This is a genomic window from Streptococcus anginosus, from assembly GCF_900636475.1.
In the GTDB taxonomy this organism is placed as follows: Bacteria; Bacillota; Bacilli; order Lactobacillales; family Streptococcaceae; genus Streptococcus; species Streptococcus anginosus.
The window spans coordinates 1329246-1352478 of sequence record NZ_LR134283.1 but is presented as its reverse complement, the minus strand read 5'-3'; the positions used below and the strand labels follow the sequence as shown (position 1 = coordinate 1352478).

21 protein-coding genes are annotated in these 23233 nt (G+C 36.6%); 12 read left to right on the top strand and 9 right to left on the bottom strand.

Features of this window, described 5'->3' with window-relative positions:
* Window positions 1-33: 33 nt before the first annotated feature.
* The 3 genes from EL079_RS06560 to EL079_RS06550 form a co-directional block, all read right to left on the bottom strand.
* Window positions 34-1269, bottom strand: a complete 1236-nt coding sequence (locus tag EL079_RS06560; protein WP_003032082.1) for a replication initiation factor domain-containing protein — start codon at window positions 1267-1269, stop codon at window positions 34-36.
* A 158-nt stretch (window positions 1270-1427) separates the two neighbouring features.
* Entirely contained in the window at window positions 1428-1700 is a 273-nt protein-coding gene (locus EL079_RS06555; RefSeq protein ID WP_018543684.1) for a hypothetical protein, read from the bottom strand.
* Window positions 1701-2197: 497 nt separating this feature from the next.
* Window positions 2198-2701 (bottom strand): hypothetical protein, encoded by a 504-nt coding sequence (locus tag EL079_RS06550; RefSeq protein WP_223349577.1) that lies wholly within the window; start codon window positions 2699-2701, stop codon window positions 2198-2200.
* A 220-nt stretch (window positions 2702-2921) separates the two neighbouring features.
* Between EL079_RS06550 and EL079_RS06545 the strand changes: the two genes are divergently transcribed.
* Complete coding sequence (locus tag EL079_RS06545; protein ID WP_003032108.1) at window positions 2922-4292, top strand: hypothetical protein; 1371 nt, start codon at window positions 2922-2924, stop codon at window positions 4290-4292.
* A gap of 51 nt (window positions 4293-4343) precedes the next feature.
* On the opposite strand, the gene EL079_RS06540 is transcribed toward EL079_RS06545, so the two are convergent.
* The 3 genes from EL079_RS06540 to EL079_RS06530 form a co-directional block, all read right to left on the bottom strand.
* Window positions 4344-4682, bottom strand: a complete 339-nt coding sequence (locus EL079_RS06540; protein WP_003032085.1) for a hypothetical protein — start codon at window positions 4680-4682, stop codon at window positions 4344-4346.
* Between the two features lie 24 nt (window positions 4683-4706).
* Window positions 4707-5300, bottom strand: a complete 594-nt coding sequence (locus EL079_RS06535) for a hypothetical protein (protein WP_018543682.1) — start codon at window positions 5298-5300, stop codon at window positions 4707-4709.
* A gap of 170 nt (window positions 5301-5470) precedes the next feature.
* Entirely contained in the window at window positions 5471-5722 is a 252-nt protein-coding gene (locus EL079_RS06530) for a hypothetical protein (protein ID WP_003032094.1), read from the bottom strand.
* A gap of 185 nt (window positions 5723-5907) precedes the next feature.
* Here EL079_RS06530 and EL079_RS06525 point away from each other — a divergent pair, with 185 nt between their 5' ends.
* The 3 genes from EL079_RS06525 (at window position 5908) to EL079_RS06515 (ending at window position 9567) form a co-directional block, all read left to right on the top strand.
* Window positions 5908-6225, top strand: coding sequence for a helix-turn-helix domain-containing protein (locus EL079_RS06525; protein WP_003032102.1), 318 nt, complete (start codon window positions 5908-5910; stop codon window positions 6223-6225).
* A 130-nt stretch (window positions 6226-6355) separates the two neighbouring features.
* Window positions 6356-7252 carry a HamA C-terminal domain-containing protein gene (locus EL079_RS06520; protein WP_003032105.1) on the top strand — a complete coding sequence of 299 codons (897 nt, stop codon included), beginning with the start codon at window positions 6356-6358 and terminating at the stop codon, window positions 7250-7252.
* Window positions 7249-9567: a DEAD/DEAH box helicase gene (locus tag EL079_RS06515; protein ID WP_018543680.1), complete on the top strand. Its 2319-nt coding sequence runs from the start codon at window positions 7249-7251 to the stop codon at window positions 9565-9567. The genes EL079_RS06520 and EL079_RS06515 overlap by 4 nt, the downstream gene beginning before the upstream one ends.
* A gap of 608 nt (window positions 9568-10175) precedes the next feature.
* Here the strand turns inward: EL079_RS06515 and EL079_RS06510 are convergent.
* Window positions 10176-12455 (bottom strand): Xaa-Pro dipeptidyl-peptidase, encoded by a 2280-nt coding sequence (locus EL079_RS06510; protein WP_003032963.1) that lies wholly within the window; start codon window positions 12453-12455, stop codon window positions 10176-10178.
* 109 nt (window positions 12456-12564) lie between these two features.
* On the opposite strand from EL079_RS06510, the gene gla reads away from it, so the two are divergent.
* The 8 genes from gla (at window position 12565) to fni (ending at window position 20628) form a co-directional block, all read left to right on the top strand.
* Window positions 12565-13416: an aquaglyceroporin Gla gene (gene gla / locus EL079_RS06505; RefSeq protein ID WP_003033015.1), complete on the top strand. Its 852-nt coding sequence runs from the start codon at window positions 12565-12567 to the stop codon at window positions 13414-13416.
* Between the two features lie 216 nt (window positions 13417-13632).
* The gene (locus EL079_RS06500; RefSeq protein WP_018543679.1) at window positions 13633-14898 is read left to right on the top strand and encodes a membrane protein; all 1266 of its coding nucleotides are present in this window, start codon (window positions 13633-13635) and stop codon (window positions 14896-14898) included.
* Window positions 14899-14979: 81 nt separating this feature from the next.
* Window positions 14980-15720, top strand: a complete 741-nt coding sequence (locus EL079_RS06495; protein ID WP_003027094.1) for a CppA N-terminal domain-containing protein — start codon at window positions 14980-14982, stop codon at window positions 15718-15720.
* Window positions 15717-16652 carry a serine hydrolase domain-containing protein gene (locus tag EL079_RS06490; RefSeq protein ID WP_018543678.1) on the top strand — a complete coding sequence of 312 codons (936 nt, stop codon included), beginning with the start codon at window positions 15717-15719 and terminating at the stop codon, window positions 16650-16652. The genes EL079_RS06495 and EL079_RS06490 overlap by 4 nt, the downstream gene beginning before the upstream one ends.
* Before the next feature lie 165 nt (window positions 16653-16817).
* A complete protein-coding gene (gene mvk / locus EL079_RS06485) occupies window positions 16818-17696 on the top strand; it encodes a mevalonate kinase (RefSeq protein ID WP_003032969.1) in 879 nt (292 codons plus the stop codon).
* The gene (mvaD, locus tag EL079_RS06480) at window positions 17678-18622 is read left to right on the top strand and encodes a diphosphomevalonate decarboxylase (protein WP_003032982.1); all 945 of its coding nucleotides are present in this window, start codon (window positions 17678-17680) and stop codon (window positions 18620-18622) included. Before mvk ends, mvaD begins: the two co-directional genes overlap by 19 nt.
* On the top strand, window positions 18615-19619 hold the full coding sequence (locus tag EL079_RS06475) for a phosphomevalonate kinase (protein ID WP_003032967.1): 1005 nt from the start codon (window positions 18615-18617) through the stop codon (window positions 19617-19619). Before mvaD ends, EL079_RS06475 begins: the two co-directional genes overlap by 8 nt.
* Window positions 19612-20628, top strand: a complete 1017-nt coding sequence (gene fni / locus EL079_RS06470; protein ID WP_003033000.1) for a type 2 isopentenyl-diphosphate Delta-isomerase — start codon at window positions 19612-19614, stop codon at window positions 20626-20628. The genes EL079_RS06475 and fni overlap by 8 nt, the downstream gene beginning before the upstream one ends.
* Window positions 20629-20656: 28 nt before the next feature.
* Here the strand turns inward: fni and EL079_RS06465 are convergent, their stop codons facing one another.
* On the bottom strand, window positions 20657-21937 hold the full coding sequence (locus tag EL079_RS06465) for a hydroxymethylglutaryl-CoA reductase, degradative (protein WP_003027073.1): 1281 nt from the start codon (window positions 21935-21937) through the stop codon (window positions 20657-20659).
* A gap of 1 nt (window position 21938) precedes the next feature.
* Complete coding sequence (locus tag EL079_RS06460; RefSeq protein ID WP_003032978.1) at window positions 21939-23111, bottom strand: hydroxymethylglutaryl-CoA synthase; 1173 nt, start codon at window positions 23109-23111, stop codon at window positions 21939-21941.
* Between the last annotated feature and the right edge of the window lie 122 nt (window positions 23112-23233).

The following is a 23233-nucleotide window of genomic DNA, read 5'->3' as shown; positions in this document are numbered from 1 at the left end:
TAGGCAAGGGATAAGCTTGCCTTATCTTCACAATTATTCAGCGTTCTTTCTTCCTGGTTTCTTGGCTGATTCTGGGGAAGAAGGAGCGTTTTTTATATAAAAAATTTCTATGATACTGTCAAGGTAAGTTTCAAATTTTAGTACCTGTAATTCAAGTGCATTTTTCTTTAACCAAATAGAAACATCATCATTAGGTATATAGTTGTGTTCATATTCGAATAGTAACCTTTTTAGAAGTATAGTTACGGCAGATATCCCCCATATTTGTTTGACCTTTTCTAACATAGAGAAGAAGCCACTACCTTTTAAAATATAGTGTATACTTTGCATTAGCTGATTATTTCTAGGGCTAGATGCTATTAAAGGAGGGGCAACAGTGGAAAAGTTAATCAATGCTTCGCTATACTCTGTTAGTTGTCTCGTCTCCGTATCACTCAAACAATATTTTTCTACAATTTTATTGGCGATAAATTGTTGAAGCATATCTCGTGAATGGAGAGAAAGAATTAGTTGGGTCAGTTTTTTTGCGTATTGCCCTCTAAAAGTAACTTCAAATCGTACCCAAGACTGAAATTGCTGAGCGAGCTGAGCATACCTACCGTAATTTTCTAATTGTTCAGTGAGTTTGTCGTAAATTTTGAGAAAACTATTTGAACCTTTCTTACGTGAGCCAATCGTTACTGTTTTAGCTTTGGTATCTATCTCGATAGCAGACATTTTCGTATGGTTACGATTTCCTTTGTAATTGATAATTTCGAATTTTTTACATTTTAAATTATTATAAATATCATTGACAGATAAAGGGAAGTTGAAGTAGTCTGCACAAAAGTCAATTCTACTGAGATGCATATTCCAATATGGTTCGTCTAACTTTTTCAGTATTTCATAAACTCCTAGAGGTTTATTATAGGAGTTTTCATAGGCTTGTTTATATAGGTTCAGAGCAGATGCTGAAAATTTAATAATGATTCCCATTTTTAAATAGCCTTCATGGAAGGCAATTCTTAAAAAATAGGGCATGTTTTCAAAACTGTAAGAAATAGTATACCCTTGTGGAGAAATCCGTTCTCTGGCCATTTCTCCAAATAATGAAGTGAGGGAAAGTTTTTCTGCAATGATTTCAGAAAGCTCATTCGCAATTTGCCCCCAATGATTAGGCCACTCACCGACGGTCTCTTCATTTGGTTGAATTACTATGGTTAGCTCATCTACGTCGACATGAAGATGTTTGTTGTTAATATCTATATTTTGTATAACTTCATTTGTCATTAATTTGTTCTCCTGTAATACAATAATCATTTCTGGAATCTGGGTTATTACATTACCCAGATGAGTAATGGCTTGCTACCGCAGGTGACTTCTAACCAGTCCAACCTATCTTCCAGCCCATGGTTGTTTTCTAGCCTGCACTGGTTAGAAGTAATAACTTATTTGTAAGATTTAAGTATCTCGTCAAATGATACGATTAGTCTAGCTTCTGAAATTTGATATCTAGGTCTTTCTCCGAAGGAAGAATTGTCAATAAGTTTTACCTCATAAATTCCTAATTTTAAGAAAATATTATTGAAGACATTCTTGTCAAATGGTAGTAGCAGAGTCTTCCAAGATGCTGTGTTAGATTTTACACAGGCCAACCAGCCCTCTTTTTTCTCTTCTTTGTTACTAATTCCGACTACTGTAATAATTTCTGTTTGAGTCATAATGTTATTCCTCTTTCTTTATTTGTTGTTTTTCAATCAGATAAACTGAAAAGATGTTTTCTCTTGATGAGAGTACAAGTGGTTTTTCAATCATAGATATAATTTAGACCTTCCTGACGATAAAAAATCAAAAGAAACATCTAAATACAAAGTTGTAAAATTAGTTGCTGAACAGTCAAAATTTTAGCTGTATTTCAGCAAGTTTTTAAATATTGTTACGTTAAGAAAACGTTATAAGTTGAATACTTTGTCTAATCGTAATTATAAAATTGAAACTGTCACTGATTGATAATGCGAGTTCTAGAAAGCATAGATTGTTCACTCATTCTAACGCGTTATTTTCTGCGTCTTCCTCTCGTTCAGACTTGATGCATAACGCTATCTGCAAAGCAGATTCATTCGCTTCACAATCTATGCTTTCTTCAAACTATGCATTATTTTATGTCAGTTTTCTCAATTTTATAAAATTAACCGATTAAAACTAAAGTAGATTAAACTTACGAAAGATTTTCATAAATCGAATACAAGAATTTAAGAAACCAGTTGCTGTTTATCCAGCTGAAAAAATTTTTTCGAAGTTCAGTGTCAACTAATTTTTTACGTTTTTTGTATGTTTGCTGTAGTTCTTCAAGTTTATTTTTTAGCTTGTCAATTTCAATATCTAAGTTGAAAATCTCACTGTCTTTCAAATCAACTTTTTCTTCAAGCTCAGACTCAAGAGAAGCAATCTCTTGCATCAGTTTATCTTTTTTTGAAACATACCCACTCAAAAATGAATCGAGTCTTGTGTTTGTGCTTGCGACACGTAAAGTTCCTTTATGTTCGTCTACTACTATACCTAAAAAAATTGGCGCATGGTTATCGTTCGAAAAACCGACATTAATGTAATGCTCTTCTGCTTTGATTTCAATACCGCCACGAGCCTTCTTCGTCTCGTCTATATCAAACAGAACTATTTTGCCGAAAAACTCATCTGGGAGTCCTTCCCATGTTGGAAACATTAGCATACGTCTACCTCCTTTCCTTATCCGCAAACCTCACTCTTTTTTCTAGCAGAGGTTGTGATAAAATAAATAATGTAATTGATGAGCTCTATCTCTTACACTATTTATTCTATCAGTTGAAGTCGATTGTGCTTTCTGATATTTTGTAAAAAAAACAGAGTAGGTAAGCAAAATCAGTTGCTATATAAGTGTTCTATTCAAAAAGCGAGGTAATAATATGCTATTAAAATTTAACCAACGAATTAAAGAAATATCTTTAAACAGCATTTGTGAGAATATTCAAAATTTAACAGATTATGCTGAGGTGGTTGCTGATGTGCAAAAAATAATGCTTTCCACAGAAAACAGATTTAGTCGAATGGAACAATCAAAAGTTTATGACAAGTGCAAGTACGTATATGACGTTTTAAACAGTAACACCTATAATGCTAATGATTTATATTTTGCTACCGAATTTTTAATTCAACTATCAGAGAAAAATGATATACAGACTGTAAAGGAACGGGAAATTTTTAGTAAGACTATCGGAATACTGGTTAATATTTGTTCAAAAATATTAGAATCAAAAATAGAAATTAGAGATTTATGCTTAAAATGTCATGTTCAAGTGTTAGCGATTGAGCTTATCTTAAGACTAAATAGAGATGTTATAAAATCAAAAATTTACTACACACAAAAAGAAGTGGCGTATTTGTTCACACATCGTTATCTGCCATCGTTAGTTTATGAATTTCAGCAATTTCAAGGAGTCAATAATAAAGAAATATCGATAAATTGGATTGGTAGAAAATTAGCTGAAATTACACACCTTGATGGTGAAATAGTCTCATTGGGTAGAAAAAATTATGTATCAATAAATGCTATTAAAGAACTAGAACGGAGGATACCTCGTGTATCAGATTCATTAGATATACTGTCCCCTATGGAGGAGACTATACTTGACATAGAGAGGACATTATCGAAAAAGCAGAGGGGATTAGTTGATTTAAAGGCGGATAGTAGTTTTTGGAAGTCTAATGTGGAGCAATATTTTCAAAGTTCGAACCATCTTCTGTATAAAGTAATTTTTGTTGATTTTTATATTCAGCTATTTATTATAATTCAAAAGTCTTCGCTACCACTCACTGTTGATGAAGTTATTACACAGATGGAATATCAATTTCAGAAAGAAACAGTTTTTCGTGAATTTCTTAAAAATAATGAATCGCTTTTAAGAGACATGTCAGATAAGGTTCATGAGTTTATTGAAAATATATCTGAGGGAAATCTTTTTGAAAATACATTAGATGAGTTTTCGAAGATTCAAGATTTGCGTGGGACACATCATTCTATTTTGGATTTGAACACTACTCGTAATGAAATAAATCTTTATAAATTAGCAAGGGATGCCAAGGTATTTGATAGTGATTATTACTGGTATCACGATTTTTTGAAAAATACGCTGTACACTTACAAGAATTTCATGGATAAATCTGCAAAAAAACATATTGATAATATAGAAAATAATCTTCAATTTCTGGTACAAGAATCGTCAAAAAATCAACAAGACTACATTCCGCTTGAAGACTTTTTCAAGAAAAGAAGATAGCAAAAAGCACCTCCGTTCAAAACGGAAGTGCTAATTTATATGTGCTCTGTATTATTCTTTCTTCAATTTAATAGTACCAAAACCGTCTCCACTGACAGTTAGTGTGTTACCTGAGAGGGAGTAATTCAACTCTTCTCCTTCTAACTTAAATTTTTTCTTCTTTTTATCAATAGTAAAGTCGGTACTGATACTGTTCTTACCAAATAGTAAGCCTGAACCATCACCAGCTTTAATGCTAAGTGAACCGTCTCGACCATCAATTGTAATTGTCATGCTACTACCATCTTTTTCATAAGAGTAGGTTCCGTCTAAACTTTGATTACTAGCAGAACATGCTGTAAGACAACATAGAGATAAAAGTGTTATTAAGATTGTTTTTAATTTTTTCATGATTTTCTCCTTTATGAGTTATTCTTAATTGTTAGAGCTATCTGAGGTTACTCGAACATTATCAGGTCTTAAATCATATGTATCATAGGTAAGAGATGCATTTCCCCCTTTTTTCTGTTTTATGACAAATGATGGGAATCCAATATACTTTACGCCATTTACTGTATTTGAAGCAAATTGAGAATCGTTTAAATATTCGGTGAAATAATCTTCTTTAATGATGTAAGTATACGTGCTAACGTTATCATAAGTCATTTTTTTAATGGGAATTGTAAGAGTTTCTTCTAAAGTTTCTGAAAAATCTTTATCCGGTAGAATCTTTAATTGATAATCTGAAGCCATTTTTTGATTATACTGTTTTTCAACATCTGTCAATTTATTAATTGCAGAAGTAGTATCTTTTCCATCTGTTAATTGTCTTATAGCTAATGAAACTTTTTCAAAGATAATTTTTTTATGGATGTTCGCCTTTTCAAATTCTTTAGCTTTTTCAATAATTTCATTGTCTGATAATGGTGAAATGCTTTTAAGAATAAGAGTATCTGGTATCGTAACATCAATTACTCCATCTTCATTGCCATCCTCAGTATCGTATTTCTTGATAATATCAGTTAGCATTGCTTCAGAAATTTTTTTGGCCGTATCTGTTCCATAAAAACTGTCAATGAAACCTTGAGCATGTTGACTGTTCGAATAAACGTTTTTCCCAACATAGTCAGCTTTAAATTGTGCAGAAGAAATAGTTGTTTCAGTGTTTGTAGTGGATTCATAAGAAGTATCATAATAAGTTACTTTATTATCTTTAAAAACATAAACTCCATTGATTTTTCTCCCTCTATTTCGTACCAGAGTTGAGGAGTTTTCTTTGATTGGTTTAAATAGTTTCCGATACTGACTTCTTTTGTTTTTGCTGAAGAAGTTTTCTCTTGAGAGTGAGTAGTATTTGTGGAAGGTTTGGTGGTATTTGAACAGGCTAAGAGAATTGTTGTTGAAGCCAAAAAGGTTACACCAGTTAATAGATATTTGTTTCGCTTTTTCATTTTGAAAGTCTCCTTTAGTATTTTAAGTATTGTTATTTCTTAAAACAATACTTAGTTATCTTATACTTTACCACAAAAAAGTATCCAGAGTATTGTTTTTAAATAAAAAAATACACTAAAAACCTACAAAATGTTTCTGATAAGTCATAATCTTAGTGTATAGAAGCAGAAAAGGAAGTAGTGCTATGTCATTAGGGAAAAGTGTATCTAACCGAATTTATGAATTGAGGATAAAAAAACAACTAACGCAAGAAATGTTAGCTGATAAAGCGGGCATGGATGTCAATGCGCTTGGTAGAATTGAAAGAGGACAAAATTCTAATATTAAATTGGAGACTTTGAACAAGTTAATTGAAGCCTTAGAGTTAGATTATCAAACTTTTTTTGCATTTACGGATAGTGACAATGAGGTAGCTAAGTTGATTGCCAAACTTTCATTGGTAGATGATGAGGAAAAGTATCTTGAGATTTTTAATAAGATATTGGATATTGAGTTGAAATAGTTATATAGGTATTGAAAAATTAACTTAGGTATTTTATAGTTTTAGTATTTTAGTCCAAAAATAGTAGGTTTATATAAGTAAGTAAATAACCATACCTTTAATGCAATAGAATAATAGGGAGTATTAGTGAATGGTGCAGCCATCTAAAAAAGCAACTGAAGCAGTAAAAAAATTTCAGTTTATTGACAGTATAGAATTATTTGCTGGTCAGGGAAACAGTACAACTATGCAGTTATTTATGCCTCAAATCAATAGTCGAGAATTTGATGTTTTAAGTATTCAAGAAACTCTGATGGAAGTACTGATTGACTTTTCTTTGACTCGTATAACCATTGAAAAGTATGAAAAAAATAGGCAGTGGGCACGACTATCAAAAGAAGCAAGACAAAAATTTAGAGATTATTCAACTAACAAGGGTGAACTGGGTGAGTTATTCTTATATACTTTTCTTGAAGGAAGTCTTGGCGCTCCTCAAATTTTATCAAAGATGTCACTAAAAACAACATCAGGAGACTATACAAAAAAATCTGATGGGATTCATTATTTGAAAGTTCCTAATACTGATAGATATCATCTTATTTTTGGAGAGGCTAAAATGTATCAAGATGTAATTTCGGGATTTAGAGATGCTTTTGAATCAATATCTACTCACAAGTCGGGAAAAGAGTTTGAGAAAAGCTTAATTAGTTCTCAAATCGAAAACGAATTCAGCGATTCTGAAGATAGAGAATTGATAAATATTATTTTATATCCACATGAAGCTGATTCTGTGATTAAAGTATCGGATGCCTTTGGAATTTTTATTGGTTTTGAGATAGATGACACAGCTGGAAAAACTAAAACTGAAGATGAGTATGAAGAATGGGTTAAAAGGCTTGTTACGGATATAGTTAAATCAAAAATTTCTACAATAGAAGGGCATATAACTTCGAAAGGACTTGTTGGGAATAATTTTTATGTTTATCTTATGCCATTTGTTGATTTGGATAATACAAGACTAGTGATAACAAAGGGGATAACAGAATGACAAAACAAACAATAATTCATGAACTTAATGAGAAAGCTATATCCGATGGTTATTTATATAAACTTTTGGAAAAAATTCAATATAAATATGGGGTGGAATTGCTCAGTGAAACTGCTGTTTCTTTGACAGATAGAGAATTTTTAAATGTATTGAGATTTGCAGATATCCTGTCAAGGTCAAAGTTAGCGTTAAATAAGAACATCGCCCTTAAAATTGTATCTACGCTATATGATTTTTATAAGGAGAATGAGGTTTATCAATTGTTTGCCCAGAATGTAATGGTCAAACTCGGCAATTTTCCTTCTCTTACGTTATTAGAGAAAAATGGACTTCAATTTGATAATAGAGAAATTGAAGTTGATCGTATGATAAAGCAAATTTTTCAAAGAACCTCTGTAGAGAACAAATTTTTTACAGATACACAATATGAGGCTTTTCATGAGATAATTGACTCTAACCACTATAGCTTTTCGGCTGGAACATCTTTTGGGAAGTCGTTTCTATTTTCAGAGTTTGTTAATTGGATAATTGAGGAAAAAAATGGGAGTGAAAATATTGCATTTCTTGTTCCTACTAGGGCACTCATAACACAAGTCGTTGAGGATATAAGGAAAACTTTACGTAATGAAGAATATAAAATTGTTAGTAATCCTGATATTCCAGCTCTTTTTAGGCACAATAAATTTATTTTTGTTTTTACGCCAGAACGCTTAGTATCATACTTTGCAGGAAACACTAACCCAATTATTTCTACAATGATTGTAGATGAGGCACACAATACAATTTCTGATGATGAGCGTAGTCCGATATTTTATCATGCAATAACATTAGCAGAGCAGAAAAGTGTTAAACTTTATTTTGCATCGCCGAATGTGCCTAATCCAGAGATATTTCTTGAATTGGTTGGGAACTCTCAGGAGGAATCCAAACAAATTACAGAGGTTAATGTTGTTCAAAATAAATTTTATGTGGATTTTGAAGCAAATAAAGTCCAATTTTACTATGATTTTTTACCGACTAAAAAATTTGATGAATTTGATTCTAAATTTGATAGTTTAGAAAAGTTAATAATTAATATGACTCAAGAATCACAATCAATAATATATTGTAATTCAGTTCACAATACTGTTTCAAGAGCTCAATTTTTTTCGAAGAATATTTCTAAAAGTAGTAATAAAACACTTATTGAATTGTCTAACTATATACGAGAAACTATTCACGGAGATTATTATTTAGCTGATTTAGTTGAGAAAGGAATAGCCTATCATTTTGGTGCGTTGCCACAAGAAATTAGAAAACGCATTGAAGAAACATTTAAACAAGGGATAATAAAATTTCTTTTCACAACTTCTACCCTATTACAAGGGGTCAATCTCCCTGCGAAGAATCTTTTTATTTTAAGTGATAAAATCGGCAAGGCTAATTTAAAAGAGCTTGATTTTTGGAACTTAGCTGGCAGGGCGGGAAGATTATCAAAGGAGCTTTATGGTAATTTATTCGTTATACGAGTTGATGGGACATTAACTTCACATAGATTATTGGAGTTTGATGAGTTGCCTAAAATTGAGAGTAAGGTATTATCGGGTAAAGCAAATTTCTATAGAAATATTGGTAATATACTTGAGAATAAAGAGATGACGAATAAAAGTATGTCAGCTAAAAATAAACGAGAAGTTGCTGAATATGCAACAATTCTTGCTTACCAACGTAAAAAAAATATTTCTTCGCAATTAGTTGATAAATTTATTCAAAAAAATAATGAATCAAGCAAAATTTTCAAGAAAATATCGGAGATTGATGTACCTAAAGATATTTTGATGGTTTCAACTACAATTAAACCTAAATACCAAGAATATATTTATCAAGAACAAGAAAAGCTTATTTTTCAAGCAAAATATGATGCCAATACTTGTCGGGAAATACTTGAGATGCTGTCAAAAAAATATAATTGGACTGAAGAGGAAGATAAACGATATCTTGGAAATAAAAAAAGATTAGGATATTATTCGGTTATTATGTCTGAGTGGATTCAGTCTAAACCTCTCAACTTAATGATTCGCAGTACTATTAGATATCATGAAAAAAATAAAGTGCCTATTCCGATTAATAATAATCCCTCTAACTTAGAGCCGTTCTCAATATATAAAGCCAATCATATAAATCATGTTATTAATGAGTTGCTTAAAGATGTTGAGAATATTTTAAGGTTTAAGGTAAAAAACTATGTGATGAATTATCTAAAACTTACTGGACAAGATGAAGGAGAGTGGCAAAACTATTTAGAATATGGAACAAATGATAATATTGTTATTTAGTTACAAAAGATAGGATTTGATAGACAAGTTTCGCTTGAACTTATTAATTATCAAGATGAGAGTTTTCAAATTAATACTTCAGGTGAGATTATTAAAATTGATAAAAAAATTATTTTGTCAAAGGAGATTTCTAAGGAAGCCTGTCACCAAATTAATATTCTTTTGTAAAACTTGTCAATTTTGAAACTATAGAATTACTTTGTATGCTATTTATAGTTATAAAAAATCAACAAACGATATAAATTTAGTTCCGTTTGTCTAGGATAAATCGTTCATTTCTATCGGATTGTTTTTCTTTCGCAGATTTGTTTAATTTTCTGTGCTTCAGACATGTGAGTATGTGTTAAGAAATATGGATAATAAATTAACCAAACAAAAACCGTTTTACTTCATTACAAGTAAAGCGGTTTTTGGATTATCAAGAAGATACTGCCATTGTCTATTTTTTGTCTTATTGGTATAAATTCAAGTGATTTTAGTTTGATTTAGTGAATTTAGAAAGGCTTTAAATCAACATTTCTGACGATTACAAGACTTAAAAAATCATGGAACAAGTCTTGCATATTCATCATTGTTTTGGTTCTCCTTAATTTTCAAACATTAACATCTTATTTTACCATATCTGGCACATCTAAGCTAGAGTTTGCTAGGTCAATGGTCAAATGATAGTCGGTATTATCGCGGACGGTGTGCTCAAAGTCGGTTGTGTAAAGGGCGAGGCGAAGTGTATCGCCTATTTTCATTTTGTAAATGGTTGGCTGCAATTCAAAAGAAAATTCCAACCATTGGTCTGGTGTGACTTCTTCGACGGTTAGCAGATTATTGCGGTTTTGCAGATTGAGAAATCCTTTTGTCACAACGCGATGCGGTGTCTCTTTGAAAGGCAATTCCATTAAATGATCTAGCATGTAGTAACGCCCGTTGTCCATGACTTTTGGTGCAAGGACGCCAGGAATTGGGGTGAGGCGTTTAGCTTGCCCAAGATCTAATAGCTGTGCAGAAATCAAGCCTTTATCGGTACTGGATTTTAGGCGCAGATTGAGCTTAGCGGGACCGTTAAGGAAAAGGTCTTTTTCTAAGGTGAAGTCAACAGTTACTTGATTGACTTTTCCGTCAAAGAGTTCATTTTTGAAGGTTTGATAGGTCTTGCTGAAACGCTTGTAGTCCGTCTCAGAGTAAGCATTTTGAATATCTTGAGTAGTACTACCTAGATTGAAATGAGTGTAGTGCTCTTGATTGCCGAAATTCTTTAGTGACAACCAGCTTTGTGCTTGACTATTGTCTTGCCAGATCACAGTTGGCAATTCAAAGTGGAAATTGTAGCCCAGCAGTTTCTTGCTGAGAAGTGCATTCATAGATTCACGAAAGTCAATGGATTGCCAATTGTTCATGTAAACGTGAGCGCCATTGTGGAAAAACAAATGCTTTTTGATGTTTTGTGGCAGGGCGTGGAACATGTTGTAAACATTGAGCGGCTTGACATTCCAGTCTTGGGAGCCATGAGTGAAGACGACTTCGGCTTTGACTTTGTGTGCGTGAATCAGATAGTTGCGGTCATGCCAAAATTGATTATAATCCCCCGTTTCGCGCTCCAAGTTTGCTTTTAATGTTTTGAGGTTCTTTTGATACTCGGCATTGTGACGAAGACGTTCGCCCGCTAGAAGATTGCGTGAGTAAGTTAATTCTGTCAAAGAGTCAAAATCTTCACCGGGATAGCCACCGGGGCTCGTCACTAAGCCATTTTCACGATAGTAATTGTACCAAGAAGAAATTCCAGCTTCAGCAATAATGACCTCAAGACCATCTACGCCAGTTGTAGCTAGCCCATTTGACAGAGTTCCGAGGTAAGAGATTCCTGTCGTAGCAACCTTTCCATTGGACCAAGTGGCTTTGATTTCTCGTTGTCTGGTATGGTCTGTGAAAGCACGGCAACGACCATTGAGCCAATCAATAACGTTTTTATAGGCTTCAATTTGATAATAATCTCCGCTCGTCATAAGCCCCTCAGAGTCCTTTGTTCCCACACCTGATACATATAGATTAGCAAAACCGCGTGGAAGTAAATAATCATTGAGCGTGTAAGTACCGATATGACCGAGTGTTTCTTCTGCTTGCTCCACCAATACTGCTTGACCTTGTGGTTCAACCAAGCAAACTTCAGAGTCATGGACGGTGATTTTTCCGGCCTCTTTTTTAACCAAATTCACATTCATGTTATAAAGTGCTTTGTCGCTGGCTTTGTCGTTGGTTCCTTGGTGATAAGGGCTAGCAGTCATGACAGCAGGAATTTGTCCATCAAAATGAGGACGAATGATGCTGACCTTAATCAAATCAGGCAGCCCATCTTCGTCGGTATCCACGCGCGATTCCACATAGACCACTTCGCGGATAGCATTATGGCTAGTAAAGGTCGCAAGACTTTTACCATTGAAATAGTGGTAGGTATTGTCTTCAGGGATCAAGCCGTCGCTCACTAGTTTATCAATCAAGAGATTGCCGTTTTTGGTGCGTGTGTTGAGCAATTGATAGAGATTTTTGAGTAGATTTCCATAGGTAATGGGAAAGTTTATGTCCTTGCGGAATGTTTCTACATCATCAAAGTCAACAAAGGGCACAAATTCCAGTAATTGAAAAGCAATCGTATAAAAAATCTCTGCTGTCAATTCTTGCTTGGACGTAAAAAAGCTGAGTAAGTCTGTATTTGAATTGGCAACCAAAGACTTTAAAGCATAGTCTGTATTTTTATAATTAAAAAAAGTTCTACGTACAAAAGTCTCTAAATTTTCTTTATCAGAATACTCTGGGTGGAAAGAAAATCCAATGCTTTCCATTTCAGCCAGCATTTTTTTGTTTGTTTCTGGTGTATAACTATACTGATTATAGCGCATATTTTTACTCCTTTTTTACACTTTGTCAAAAAATAACCTTTACATTATCCATTGTAACTGATAAAATAGGATTTGTCTAAAATTTTTTTAATTAAAGAGGAGAATAAAAATGGATGTCACATGGACTGTGAAATATATCACAGAATTTCTTGGAACGGCAATTCTCATTATTTTGGGGAACGGGGCTGTTGCCAACGTTGAATTAAAGGGAACAAAGGGTCATCAAAGTGGCTGGTTGGTGATTGCAGTTGGTTATGGTATGGGGGTTATGATTCCTGCTCTTATGTTTGGAAATGTATCAGGGAATCATATCAATCCTGCATTCACACTAGGACTTGCGATTAGCGGATACTTCCCTTGGGCACAAGTTGCGCCTTACATTATTGCACAATTATTGGGAGCGATATTTGGACAAGCGTTAGTAGTAGCAAGTCACCGCCCTTACTATTTGCAAACAACAAATCCTAATGCGATTTTGGGTTCATTCTCAACTATTGTAAATACGGATGACGGAAGCAAGAAATCACATGCTGCTTCTATGATAAATGGTTTTGTCAATGAATTTATTGGTTCATTTATCTTGTTCTTTGCAGCAATGGCCATGACCAAAAACTATTTTGGTGCAGAAGTTGTTAAATATGCTGCTACTCGTGGAGTGGATGCTACTCAAATCCAAGGAAAAGTTGCAATTGGTTCTCACATCAATGCCGGACTTGCTGTTGCCCACTTAGCACTTGGTTTCCTTGTCATGGCATTGGTAACGTCACTTGGTGGTCCTACAGGTCCAGGTTTGAACCCTGCACGTGACTTAGGCCCACGTATTCTTCATTTCCTTCTTCCAAAATCAGTTCTTGGTGAGCATAAAGGAGATTCAAAATGGTGGTATGCTTGGGTGCCAGTCGTATCTCCAATTCTTGCCGGTATTGCTGCAGTAGCACTTTACAAGATGATTTATGGGTAAGTTGTCAAAAAAGAAACGGTTCGTTACGAGCCGTTTTTTGATAACGAAGAGATAAGATTGAGCGAAAAAATGGATAAGTGACTAGGCGCTTGCTAATATAAAATGCTATACTAAAGAGTAAGGATAACAACAGTAATGGGAGTGAGACAGCAAAACTGATTTTTTGCAAAGTAGCAATTTTTGTCTCATTCCTACCTTTTGTTTGGGAGAGATGAAATGGAATTAGATAAACTAAGTGGGAGACGGACTCTATTGTTCGGTATTTTGGCGATTCTTTTTGGCGTTATTATTATTGCAAACGGTCTTGATTTTACAAAATTTGCCCTAGATTTATTGGTCATTTACTTTTTATTTGTCGGAGTTATCAATCTTTTTTTCCGTTTCTTAGTGAAGAAAAATCGCATCAGTCTTGGTTCTGCTCTCCTCCATGTTTTGGTGGGGCTAGTTGTTGGCTTTCTTAACCGTGCCAGCAATCTGCCAGTCAATATTGTCATTATTATATTGGGCTGTTATCAGCTGTGTACAGCGGCAATCTATGTTATTACATATCTTCTTTATCGGCAGAATAAGTTAAAAGGTGGTTTTCATTATCTTTTTGATACCTTGCTTTATGGCGGGATTGGACTGACAACTGTCTTTTCTCCTAGCACGGACGGTAGGATGCAATTTTTGATTGTTGGTATTTATCTGATATTACTGGGGTTTTCTAACGTTCGAGACGGTCTTATGTTCAACACCGATGTGGAGAAAAAACAACTTCGACGCCGTATTCGGATTAACATGCCTATCATTATCGCTGCCTTTTTTCCAGCAGAGCAACTGAATCGCTTTAATCGTTTTTTACAAGGTGAGAAAAGAAAACCGCAAAAGGTTTATAGTAGTGTCCGAGGCGAGGAAAAGCCCGTTGACTTAGAGGTGCTGATCCATACGTCAGACCAGAATCTTTTTGGGATGATTGGGCATGTTGATATTTGCTATCAAGGAAAAGTTATTTCTTATGGCAGTTATGATGTTTTTTCAGAGCGTTTATTCGGCACGATTGGAGATGGTGTCTTGTTTAAAGTAGATAAAGACGCTTATATTGACTTGTGCAAAGAAGAAAGCAAAAAAACCTTGTTTGGTTATGGGCTATCTTTGACAGACGAGCAAAAGCTAGCTGTGGAGAAACGATTGGCTGAGATTGATGAGTTGTTGGAAGTGTGGGATCCACCAGCGGATTTGAAAGATGGTAAGCACACGTATGCTTATAAATTGAAGCATGAGTTGAATACTCGTTTATATAAGTTTAAAACAAGTCGTTTTAAGACTTATTTTATCCTGTCTACTAATTGTTGTCTGCTAGCCGATAGCATTATCGGACAGGCTGGAACAGCCATTTTAGATATGCGTGGGATTATTGCGCCGGGAACTTATCAGTCTTACCTTCAATATGAATTTGAGTCGGCAAATGAGCTAGTAGTGGCACAAAATATTTATCAGTAATAGTACAATTTTTTCTATTTTTACATAAATATTTGTAAAATACACAAAAATTATTTAAAATAGAAAGGCTTGGAGGAATTTATGTGTTCGACAAATAAAATTGTAAATACGATACCAGTATTAAAAATCAATAATCGAAAAAACAATCTTGCCTTTTATTGTCAAACTTTAGGAATGAAAAATTTGCTAGAGGAAGGAGCTTTTGTCAGCCTTGGAGATCAGACAAAAGTTGAAAAATTGCAGCTAGAGGAGTCGCCCAGTATGCGCACTCGCAAAGTTGTTGGGACTAAGAAATTAGCGAAAATTGTTATTAAAGTAGCCGATTCACGAGAAATTGAAGCACTTTTAGCGCGTGGCAGCAAAGTTGATTATCTTTACCAAGGTGATAATGGCTATGCTTTTGAAGCAACTTCGCCGGAAGGAGATACGTTTTTACTGCATAGCGAGGAAGATTGGACAACCTTGCAGAGAGTGATGATTGCACCAGCATTTGCGCCACTAGAGGATTTTGTTGGGCTCAGTCAATTTACTATAGAGCAGATTCATATCAATGCTCCAGATAAGGAAAAAGCAGTCACTTTTTATCAGGAATGGCTAGGAAATCAGTCTATTCTAACATTCTCACCAGCAAGCGGACCAGATTTGCTGACGGAGAGTACTCAAACTTGGGATTTGGCAATGATTAAATTTACAGTTGAGCAATTCGATGTGGAAGCATTGCGTGATTTATTTCAAGGAAGAGAAAATTTTATACCTAAATCGGGCAAATTTTTCCTGACCAAAGATGAGAGCCAAATTGAAGTTTGGATTGAAGCAGTATGAGTTCAAGCAAGATGCTCTCAAAAGTCGGAGAACAGATAGCACAACAAATCTATCCTGGAGCTAGCTTAGCTTTGTATACTCGTGGAGAGTGGCAAGAATATTATCTTGGTGAGAGCAATCCTGAGCGAGGTGAGAAGACTCAAGCAGGACTGGTCTATGACTTAGCGAGTGTCAGTAAGGTTGTGGGTGTCGGAACGATTTTGGCTGTTCTATTCCATGAGGAAAAACTAGATTTAGATGCACCGCTAACACAATATTATCCCGCTTTTCATGACAATTCTGTCACGGTAGGTCAGTTGGCTACTCACACATCAGGGCTAGATCCCTTTATCCCCAATCGAGATGCACTCAATGCGGTCGAATTGAAAGAGGCGCTAAATCATTTGAAAGTGCTTGATAACAAGCATTTTCGTTATACTGATGTAAATTTTTTGTTGCTGGGTTTTATGGTAGAAGAAATTTTTCATTCTTCTTTGAGTGACATTTTTGAGCGGAAAATTTTTCAGCCTTGGGGTATGAAAGAAACAGCGTTTGGACCTGTTGCGCAAGCGGTGCCAACGGTTCGCGGTGTAAAGGCGGGAGTTGTACATGACCCCAAAGCGCATGTGTTGGGCAGACATGCTGGTAGTGCAGGCTTGTTTTCTACAGTTCGGGATTTGGAGCTCTTTTTGGAGCATTATTTACAGGATGACTTTGTAGCAACTTTGACAAAAAATTTCTCAAAGGAGATTGGAAAAACACGCAGTCTTGCTTGGGATTTAGACAAAGAGTGGTTGCAGCACACAGGCTATACTGGAACGTTTATTATGTTTAATCGTTTACAGCAGAAAGCGGTCATCTTCCTTTCCAACCGAACGTATGAGAAAGACGAACGTGCGCAGTGGATTTTAGACCGCAATGAGCTCATGGATTTGATTAAACAAAATCTGTAAAATGAAGACAGTTAGGATAAGAGCTGGATTTCCTGCTCTTTTTCGCTGTTTTAAAAGTTGAAATAAATTAGTTTGGAATATAAAAGGAATTGACTACTAACGATCGCTTTTTTCTATGAATTATATTAAAATAATAGATGAAGTATTGTGATGTAGAGAGAGACTATGACAAAAAAAGTAGGTGTTGGTCGGGCACATAGTAAGATTATTTTGATAGGGGAGCATGCCGTTGTCTATGGCTACCCTGCTTTGGCTCTACCTTTAACTAATATTGAAGTGACTGGTCGCATTTTGCCATCAGATCATGCGTGGATTTTGTATGAGGAAGATACCCTTTCTATGGCGGTTTTTGCTTCTTTGGAATTTCTAGGGGTGCAAGAGGCTTATATTCGCTGTGAGATTGAGTCCATGGTGCCTGAAAAACGCGGAATGGGTTCTTCTGCGGCAGTGAGTATTGCTGCGATTCGAGCTGTTTTTGATTATTATGAACAGGACTTGGATAGGGAAACTCTGGAGATTTTAGCCAATCGGGCAGAGATGATTGCCCACATGAATCCGAGTGGTTTAGATGCTAAGACTTGCTTGAGCGATCGTGCTATTAAATTCATCAAAAATGTTGGTTTTTCAGAATTTGAGACGAATCTCGGAGCCTATCTTGTGATTGCAGACACAGGGATTTATGGGCATACACGGGAAGCTATCCAAGAAGTTGAGCAACTCGGAATGACCGCTTTGCCACATCTTCATCAGCTTGGAAAATTAACCAATGAAGTTGAAGAAGCTTTGAAAGTAAAAGATTTAGAGAGAATCGGGATAGCCATGTCAGAAGCTCATCTCAGCTTAAAAAATCTAGGCGTGAGTTGCCCTGACGCCGATCGACTTGTTGCCACAGCGCAAGAAAATGGAGCGCTTGGTGCGAAAATGAGTGGTGGTGGTCTAGGTGGCTGCATTATCGCTCTAGTGGCGAGCAAAGAAAAGGCTGTCAGTTTGGCTGATTTATTGAGGGAGAAAGGAGCGGTAAACACATGGATCGAAAGTCTGTAAAGGTGCGGTCTTATGCCAATATTGCCATTATCAAATATTGGGGTAAGAAAGATACTGTCAAGATAATTCCTGCAACGAGCAGTATTTCTTTGACCTTGGAAAATATGTACACAGAAACAACTCTGTCTAGCTTACCAGTGAGTGCCCAGTCAGATGAATTTTACATCAATGGTGTTCTGCAAGATCAAGCTGAACATAAAAAAATGAGCAATATTGTAGATCGTTTTCGTCCTCAAGGAGCTGGTTTTGTACGAATTGATACAAAAAATAATATGCCGACAGCAGCGGGGCTTTCATCTAGTTCAAGCGGTTTGTCTGCGCTTGTTAAGGCTTGTAATGACTTTTTTGAATTGCACTTGTCCACAAAAGAGCAAGCACAAAAAGCAAAATTAGCTTCTGGGTCTTCCTCACGGAGTTTTTATGGACCGATTGCAGCTTGGGACAAGGATAGCGGAGAGATTTATCCAGTAAAGACAGATTTGAAATTAGCGATGATAATGCTGGTTTTGTATGATCAGAAAAAGCCGATTTCAAGTCGTGAGGGAATGAAACGCTGTGCAGAAACCTCCACGACATTTAGTGATTGGGTGAGACAGTCCGAAGAAGATTATAAAGCCATGTTGACTTATTTGTCTAACAATGATTTTGCTAAGGTGGGAGAATTAACAGAAAAAAATGCGCTTGCCATGCATGCTACCACTCAGACAGCAACGCCAGCGTTTTCTTACCTGACCGAAAAAAGCTATGAAGCAATGGACTTCATCAAACAATTACGCAGTCAAGGAGAGCGTTGTTATTTCACTATGGATGCAGGACCAAATGTAAAAGTGCTGTGTTTGGAAGAAGATTTGGAGCATTTGGTGCCGATATTTGCAGAAAAATACCGCCTCATTGTCTCTAAAACGAAGGAATTGCCAGATGACTAAAACAGTAAGAACATGCGGGAAATTGTATTTGGCAGGGGAATACTCTGTATTGACAGCGGGACAAGGCGCGATTCTGAAAAATATTCCGATTTATATGACGGGAAAAATTCATTTTTCTGAACGTTATCAGTTGTTTTCAGATATGTTTGACCATACTGTGGATTTGACACCTGATGATGAGTACAGTCTCATTCAGGATACAGTTGCTGTTATGAATGAGTTTTTACAAAGTCGATCCATTTCACTACGTCCCTTTTTCTTAACCATTACTGGAAAAATGGAGCAAGATGGAAAAAAATTTGGTCTTGGCTCTAGTGGGAGTGTCGTAGTTTTAACCATACGAGCAATAACGGCCTTGTATGGTCTGGCGTTATCTGCTGAGGAAACCTTTAAGCTGGCAGCCTATGTCCTTCTTAAACGTGGGGACAATGGCTCAATGGGAGATGTGGCTTGTATCGCTTATGAAGATTTGATTTATTACCAATCTTTTGACCGCAAAAGAATAGCGGAGCAGATCAATGAGTCGCCCTTAGAAAGTATATTAGCTCAGGATTGGGGAACTGTCATTCGGAGAATCCAACCACAACTTACATTTGATTTTTTTGTAGGCTGGACAAAAGAACCAGCTATTTCTAGAGATCTTATCAATCAGGTCAAATCAGCAATTTCATCCAGTTTTCTAACACAAACACAAGAAGAAGTTCTTCGACTGGAGAAGGCGCTGCTTGCTGGTGAGAAAGAAATTATGAAAGAAAGCCTAGAAAAGGTTAGCCACCTATTGGCGGAACTTAGCCCCGCTATTTACAATGAAAAACTGAGAGCTTTAAAAAGAGCCAGTCAAGGATTGGACTGTGTGGCAAAGAGTAGCGGTGCTGGCGGTGGTGACTGCGGCATAGCATTGTCATTTAGCGAGACAGATAGTCAAATCTTAGTGGAACGTTGGCGGGGGGCAGGAATTGACCTTTTATATAAGGAAAGGTGGGGAATGGATGAATAAAAATCGCAAAGACGAACACATAAGATATGCGCTTGAGTACGATTCGCCTTATAATAGTTTTGATGACATGGAGCTTATTCATTGCTCGCTTCCTAAGTATGATTTGGACGAGATTGATTTGACGACGCAGTTTGCAGGCAGAGATTGGGAATTTCCGTTTTACATCAATGCTATGACAGGTGGAAGTGAGAAAGGGAAGGGCATCAATCAGCGCTTGGCACAAGTTGCAGAAGCTTGCGGTATTCTTTTTGTCACAGGCTCTTACAGTGCTGCCTTGAATAATCCAACAGATGACTCATATACTGTCAAGCAAGATAAGCCAAACCTGCTCCTTGCAACGAATATTGGACTGGATAAGCCGTATTCCTTAGGGCAGCAGGCAATCACAGACCTTCACCCTCTTTTTTTGCAAGTGCATGTCAATCTCATGCAAGAATTGCTCATGCCAGAAGGAGAACGCTCTTTTAAAACTTGGCGATCACATTTAAAAGATTATGCTGAGCAAAGCACAGTCCCGGTAGTGTTGAAAGAGGTTGGCTTTGGTATGGATTTGGCAACGATCGAAACTGCTTATGACCTCGGTATTCGAACGGTTGATCTTTCTGGTCGTGGCGGAACGAGCTTCGCCTATATTGAAAACAGGCGCGGTGGCAATCGAGACTATCTCAATGATTGGGGGCAATCGACACTCCAAGCCTTACTAAATGCTCAGCCGATGATGGATAAAATGGATATTTTGGTGAGTGGTGGCGTACGGCAGCCGCTTGATATGGTGAAGGCTTTTGTGTTAGGAGCTAAGGCTGTAGGACTTTCACGCACCATGTTAGAATTGATTGAAACGCATTCGGTGGATGAAGTCATCACGATTGTAAACAGTTGGAAAGAAGATTTGTGCTTGATTATGTGTGCACTTGGTTGCCAAAATTTGAGAGAGCTAAGACAAGTGCCTTATCTTTTGTATAGACGTTTGCGAGAAGCACAAGGTCAACTAAATAACGAAATCCGATGAGTTTTTTCACTTATCGGATTCTTTTTTTCTATGATTTTTGACGAATGTTTTCTAAAATTTCTTGTGCTCTTTTGAGACTAAAATGTTTCTCAGAAATGAGCTGAGAAACCAGAGGAGCGATTTCTGTATCCTTAGCTCCTGCTAAAAGAGCTAGAGATTTGGCTTGTAGCTTCATGTGACCGTGCTGAATACCGGTGCTGACCAGCGCTTTTAGAGCTGCAAAATTTTGCGCTAAGCCGATAGACGCAATAATACTGGCTAACTCTTTGGCGGTTGGTTGTTTTAGCAAATCGAAGCTAACTTCCACCGTAGGGTTGAGCCCAATGGAGCCCCCTTTTGTAGCAATGGGAAGAGGAAGAGTAATCTCTCCGCAGAGCGTTTGAGTGGCTTCCTTGATTGACCAAGTAGTTAATCCTTGATAGGAACCATTTCTACTAGCGTAGGCATGCGCGCCTGCTTCAATCGCTCGCCAATCATTTCCTGTTGCTAATACGACAGCGTCAATTCCGTTGAAAATGCCTTTATTGTGGGTGCTGGCACGATATGGGTCTTGCTTGGCAAATTGGCTTGCTAGCACGATTTTTTTAGCAATGTCAATGGCTTCTGATTTATTTCGACTGAGAAAACGAATATCAATTTCACAGGTGGCAGTTACCAAGGCTTCTGTTGCATAATTTGATAGAATTGCCATCAGGCTTTCACCGTCAGTCAACTCTTCTAATGGTGTTTTCAACGCTTCTAGCATGGTATTGAGAATATTGGCGCCCATAGCTTCTTGGGTGTCAACTGTTAGATAAACGACTAAAAATTCAGCTTCGTCATTTAGCCATTCTACACGTAAATCACGCGCACCACCTCCGCGGTTGACAATTGATGGGTGTGCTTGATTGGCCAGCTCTAGCAATTTTTGCTTGTGGTTTTGGATATTTTTTATAGCTACTTCGATATTTGCTACTTGATAGAGAGCAACTTGTCCAATCATTTGGCGATTGTGAATAGTCGTTTTGAAGCCCCCAGAGCGCTTAATAATTTTTGCTGCAAAGCTGGCAGCCGCAACGACAGAGGGCTCTTCTGTTACGAAAGGTACCTGATAAACTTGCTCGTCTACCACAACATCAGGAACGAAAGAGTAGGGCAGAGCAAATGTCGCCAAAACATTTTCGCTCATTTGGTTAGCTGTTGATAGAGGGAGCATGTGATTATGCTCAAGGTTTGTTTGATTATCCTCGTTTAGTAAGTGATAGTCTTTTAAAATTTGCAAACGTTCTTGAAGCGATTTTTTTGAAAAGCCCGTCCAACTTATCTTCATATTATTTTTCCACCTTGATGTATGTACGTTGGTGTTCTACGATTTTTGCTAAGGCAAAGTCTTGATTTTCATAGCCTGTGAAGCTAGCAGAGCCATTTTCATCTAGTTTTGCTTCTTCAAAAAATACCTTCTCATAATCTGGAATGCTCAGAGGCGTTCGGCTGTCAAGTTTTTCCATACGATTGGTTTCAAGCTGTTGCTCAAAGCCTGCTACGAGCTGCCCACTAAAGATTTCTGATACAGCTCCACTTCCGTAGCTAAAGAGCGCAATGCGGTCACCTGCTTTGAGTGTCGTACTATTTTCAAGTAGGGAAAGGAGACCTAAAAAGAGGGAGCCCGTGTAGATATTCCCTACCTTTTGGCTGTAAAGAATGGATTGCTCAAAATTCGCTTGTAGTTGCTCTTGCTGCTCAATTGGCAAACTCTTATCCATAATCTTTTTCATACCCTTTAAAGCTAATTTAGGATAAGGCAAATGGAAGCAAACTGCTGCAAAATCTTTTAAGGACACTTGATTGTGCTTTTGGTACTCTGCCCAAGTTGTTTTTAGACTATCTAAATACTGTTGCGTAGAATACATGCCATTGACAAACGGCGTTGTCGAATAGTTTGGTCGCCAAAAGTCCATGATGTCTCGTGTTTGAGCGACATTGTCCTCATTGAAGGCTAGAATTCGTGGATGACTAGTGATGAGCATAGCTATCGAACCGGCGCCTTGTGTTGGCTCGCCCGGTGTTCCAATCCCGTATTTGGCAATGTCACTAGCGATGACCAAGACCTTTGAGTCTGGATGTTTTTCAACGTGTAGTTTTGCATAATCCAGTGCGGCAGTAGCACTATAGCATGCTTCTTTCATTTCAAAACTACGCGCAAATGGCTGAATTCCAAGCAAACCATGAATAAAAACAGCAGAAGCCTTGCTTTGGTCAATTCCAGATTCACTGGCCACAATCACCATGTCAATAGCCTGTTTATCTTCGTTGGTCAAAATAGATGCTGCTGCACTCGCCCCCATGGTTACAATATCTTCTGTGACTGGGGCGACACTGATTTCTTTTAGTAAAAGTCCCTTGCTTAGTTTTTCCGGGTCAATGTTACGCGCTTCTGCCAAATTTTCTAATTTTAATACGTAATTGGCTGTCGCAAAGCCAATTTTATCAATTCCAATGTTCATCATTACCTCTATATATTTTTCGGTTTGATATCAAACTTATTCTATTCCATTTTATCATAATTCAAGTGGAAACTGAGAAAAAAGCCATCTTAAGATAAGAAGGGCTTTAGACAGTTTAGTTG

Coding starts and splice junctions, on each gene's coding strand:
- EL079_RS06560 (WP_003032082.1), bottom strand. CDS start 1,269: ATGACAAATGAAGTTATACAAAATATAGATATTAACAACAAACATCTT.
- EL079_RS06555 (WP_018543684.1), bottom strand. CDS start 1,700: ATGACTCAAACAGAAATTATTACAGTAGTCGGAATTAGTAACAAAGAA.
- EL079_RS06550 (WP_223349577.1), bottom strand. CDS start 2,701: ATGTTTCCAACATGGGAAGGACTCCCAGATGAGTTTTTCGGCAAAATA.
- EL079_RS06545 (WP_003032108.1), top strand. CDS start 2,922: ATGCTATTAAAATTTAACCAACGAATTAAAGAAATATCTTTAAACAGC.
- EL079_RS06540 (WP_003032085.1), bottom strand. CDS start 4,682: ATGAAAAAATTAAAAACAATCTTAATAACACTTTTATCTCTATGTTGT.
- EL079_RS06535 (WP_018543682.1), bottom strand. CDS start 5,300: ATGCTAACTGATATTATCAAGAAATACGATACTGAGGATGGCAATGAA.
- EL079_RS06530 (WP_003032094.1), bottom strand. CDS start 5,722: ATGAAAAAGCGAAACAAATATCTATTAACTGGTGTAACCTTTTTGGCT.
- EL079_RS06525 (WP_003032102.1), top strand. CDS start 5,908: ATGTCATTAGGGAAAAGTGTATCTAACCGAATTTATGAATTGAGGATA.
- EL079_RS06520 (WP_003032105.1), top strand. CDS start 6,356: ATGGTGCAGCCATCTAAAAAAGCAACTGAAGCAGTAAAAAAATTTCAG.
- EL079_RS06515 (WP_018543680.1), top strand. CDS start 7,249: ATGACAAAACAAACAATAATTCATGAACTTAATGAGAAAGCTATATCC.
- EL079_RS06510 (WP_003032963.1), bottom strand. CDS start 12,455: ATGCGCTATAATCAGTATAGTTATACACCAGAAACAAACAAAAAAATG.
- gla (WP_003033015.1), top strand. CDS start 12,565: ATGGATGTCACATGGACTGTGAAATATATCACAGAATTTCTTGGAACG.
- EL079_RS06500 (WP_018543679.1), top strand. CDS start 13,633: ATGGAATTAGATAAACTAAGTGGGAGACGGACTCTATTGTTCGGTATT.
- EL079_RS06495 (WP_003027094.1), top strand. CDS start 14,980: ATGTGTTCGACAAATAAAATTGTAAATACGATACCAGTATTAAAAATC.
- EL079_RS06490 (WP_018543678.1), top strand. CDS start 15,717: ATGAGTTCAAGCAAGATGCTCTCAAAAGTCGGAGAACAGATAGCACAA.
- mvk (WP_003032969.1), top strand. CDS start 16,818: ATGACAAAAAAAGTAGGTGTTGGTCGGGCACATAGTAAGATTATTTTG.
- mvaD (WP_003032982.1), top strand. CDS start 17,678: ATGGATCGAAAGTCTGTAAAGGTGCGGTCTTATGCCAATATTGCCATT.
- EL079_RS06475 (WP_003032967.1), top strand. CDS start 18,615: ATGACTAAAACAGTAAGAACATGCGGGAAATTGTATTTGGCAGGGGAA.
- fni (WP_003033000.1), top strand. CDS start 19,612: ATGAATAAAAATCGCAAAGACGAACACATAAGATATGCGCTTGAGTAC.
- EL079_RS06465 (WP_003027073.1), bottom strand. CDS start 21,937: ATGAAGATAAGTTGGACGGGCTTTTCAAAAAAATCGCTTCAAGAACGT.
- EL079_RS06460 (WP_003032978.1), bottom strand. CDS start 23,111: ATGAACATTGGAATTGATAAAATTGGCTTTGCGACAGCCAATTACGTA.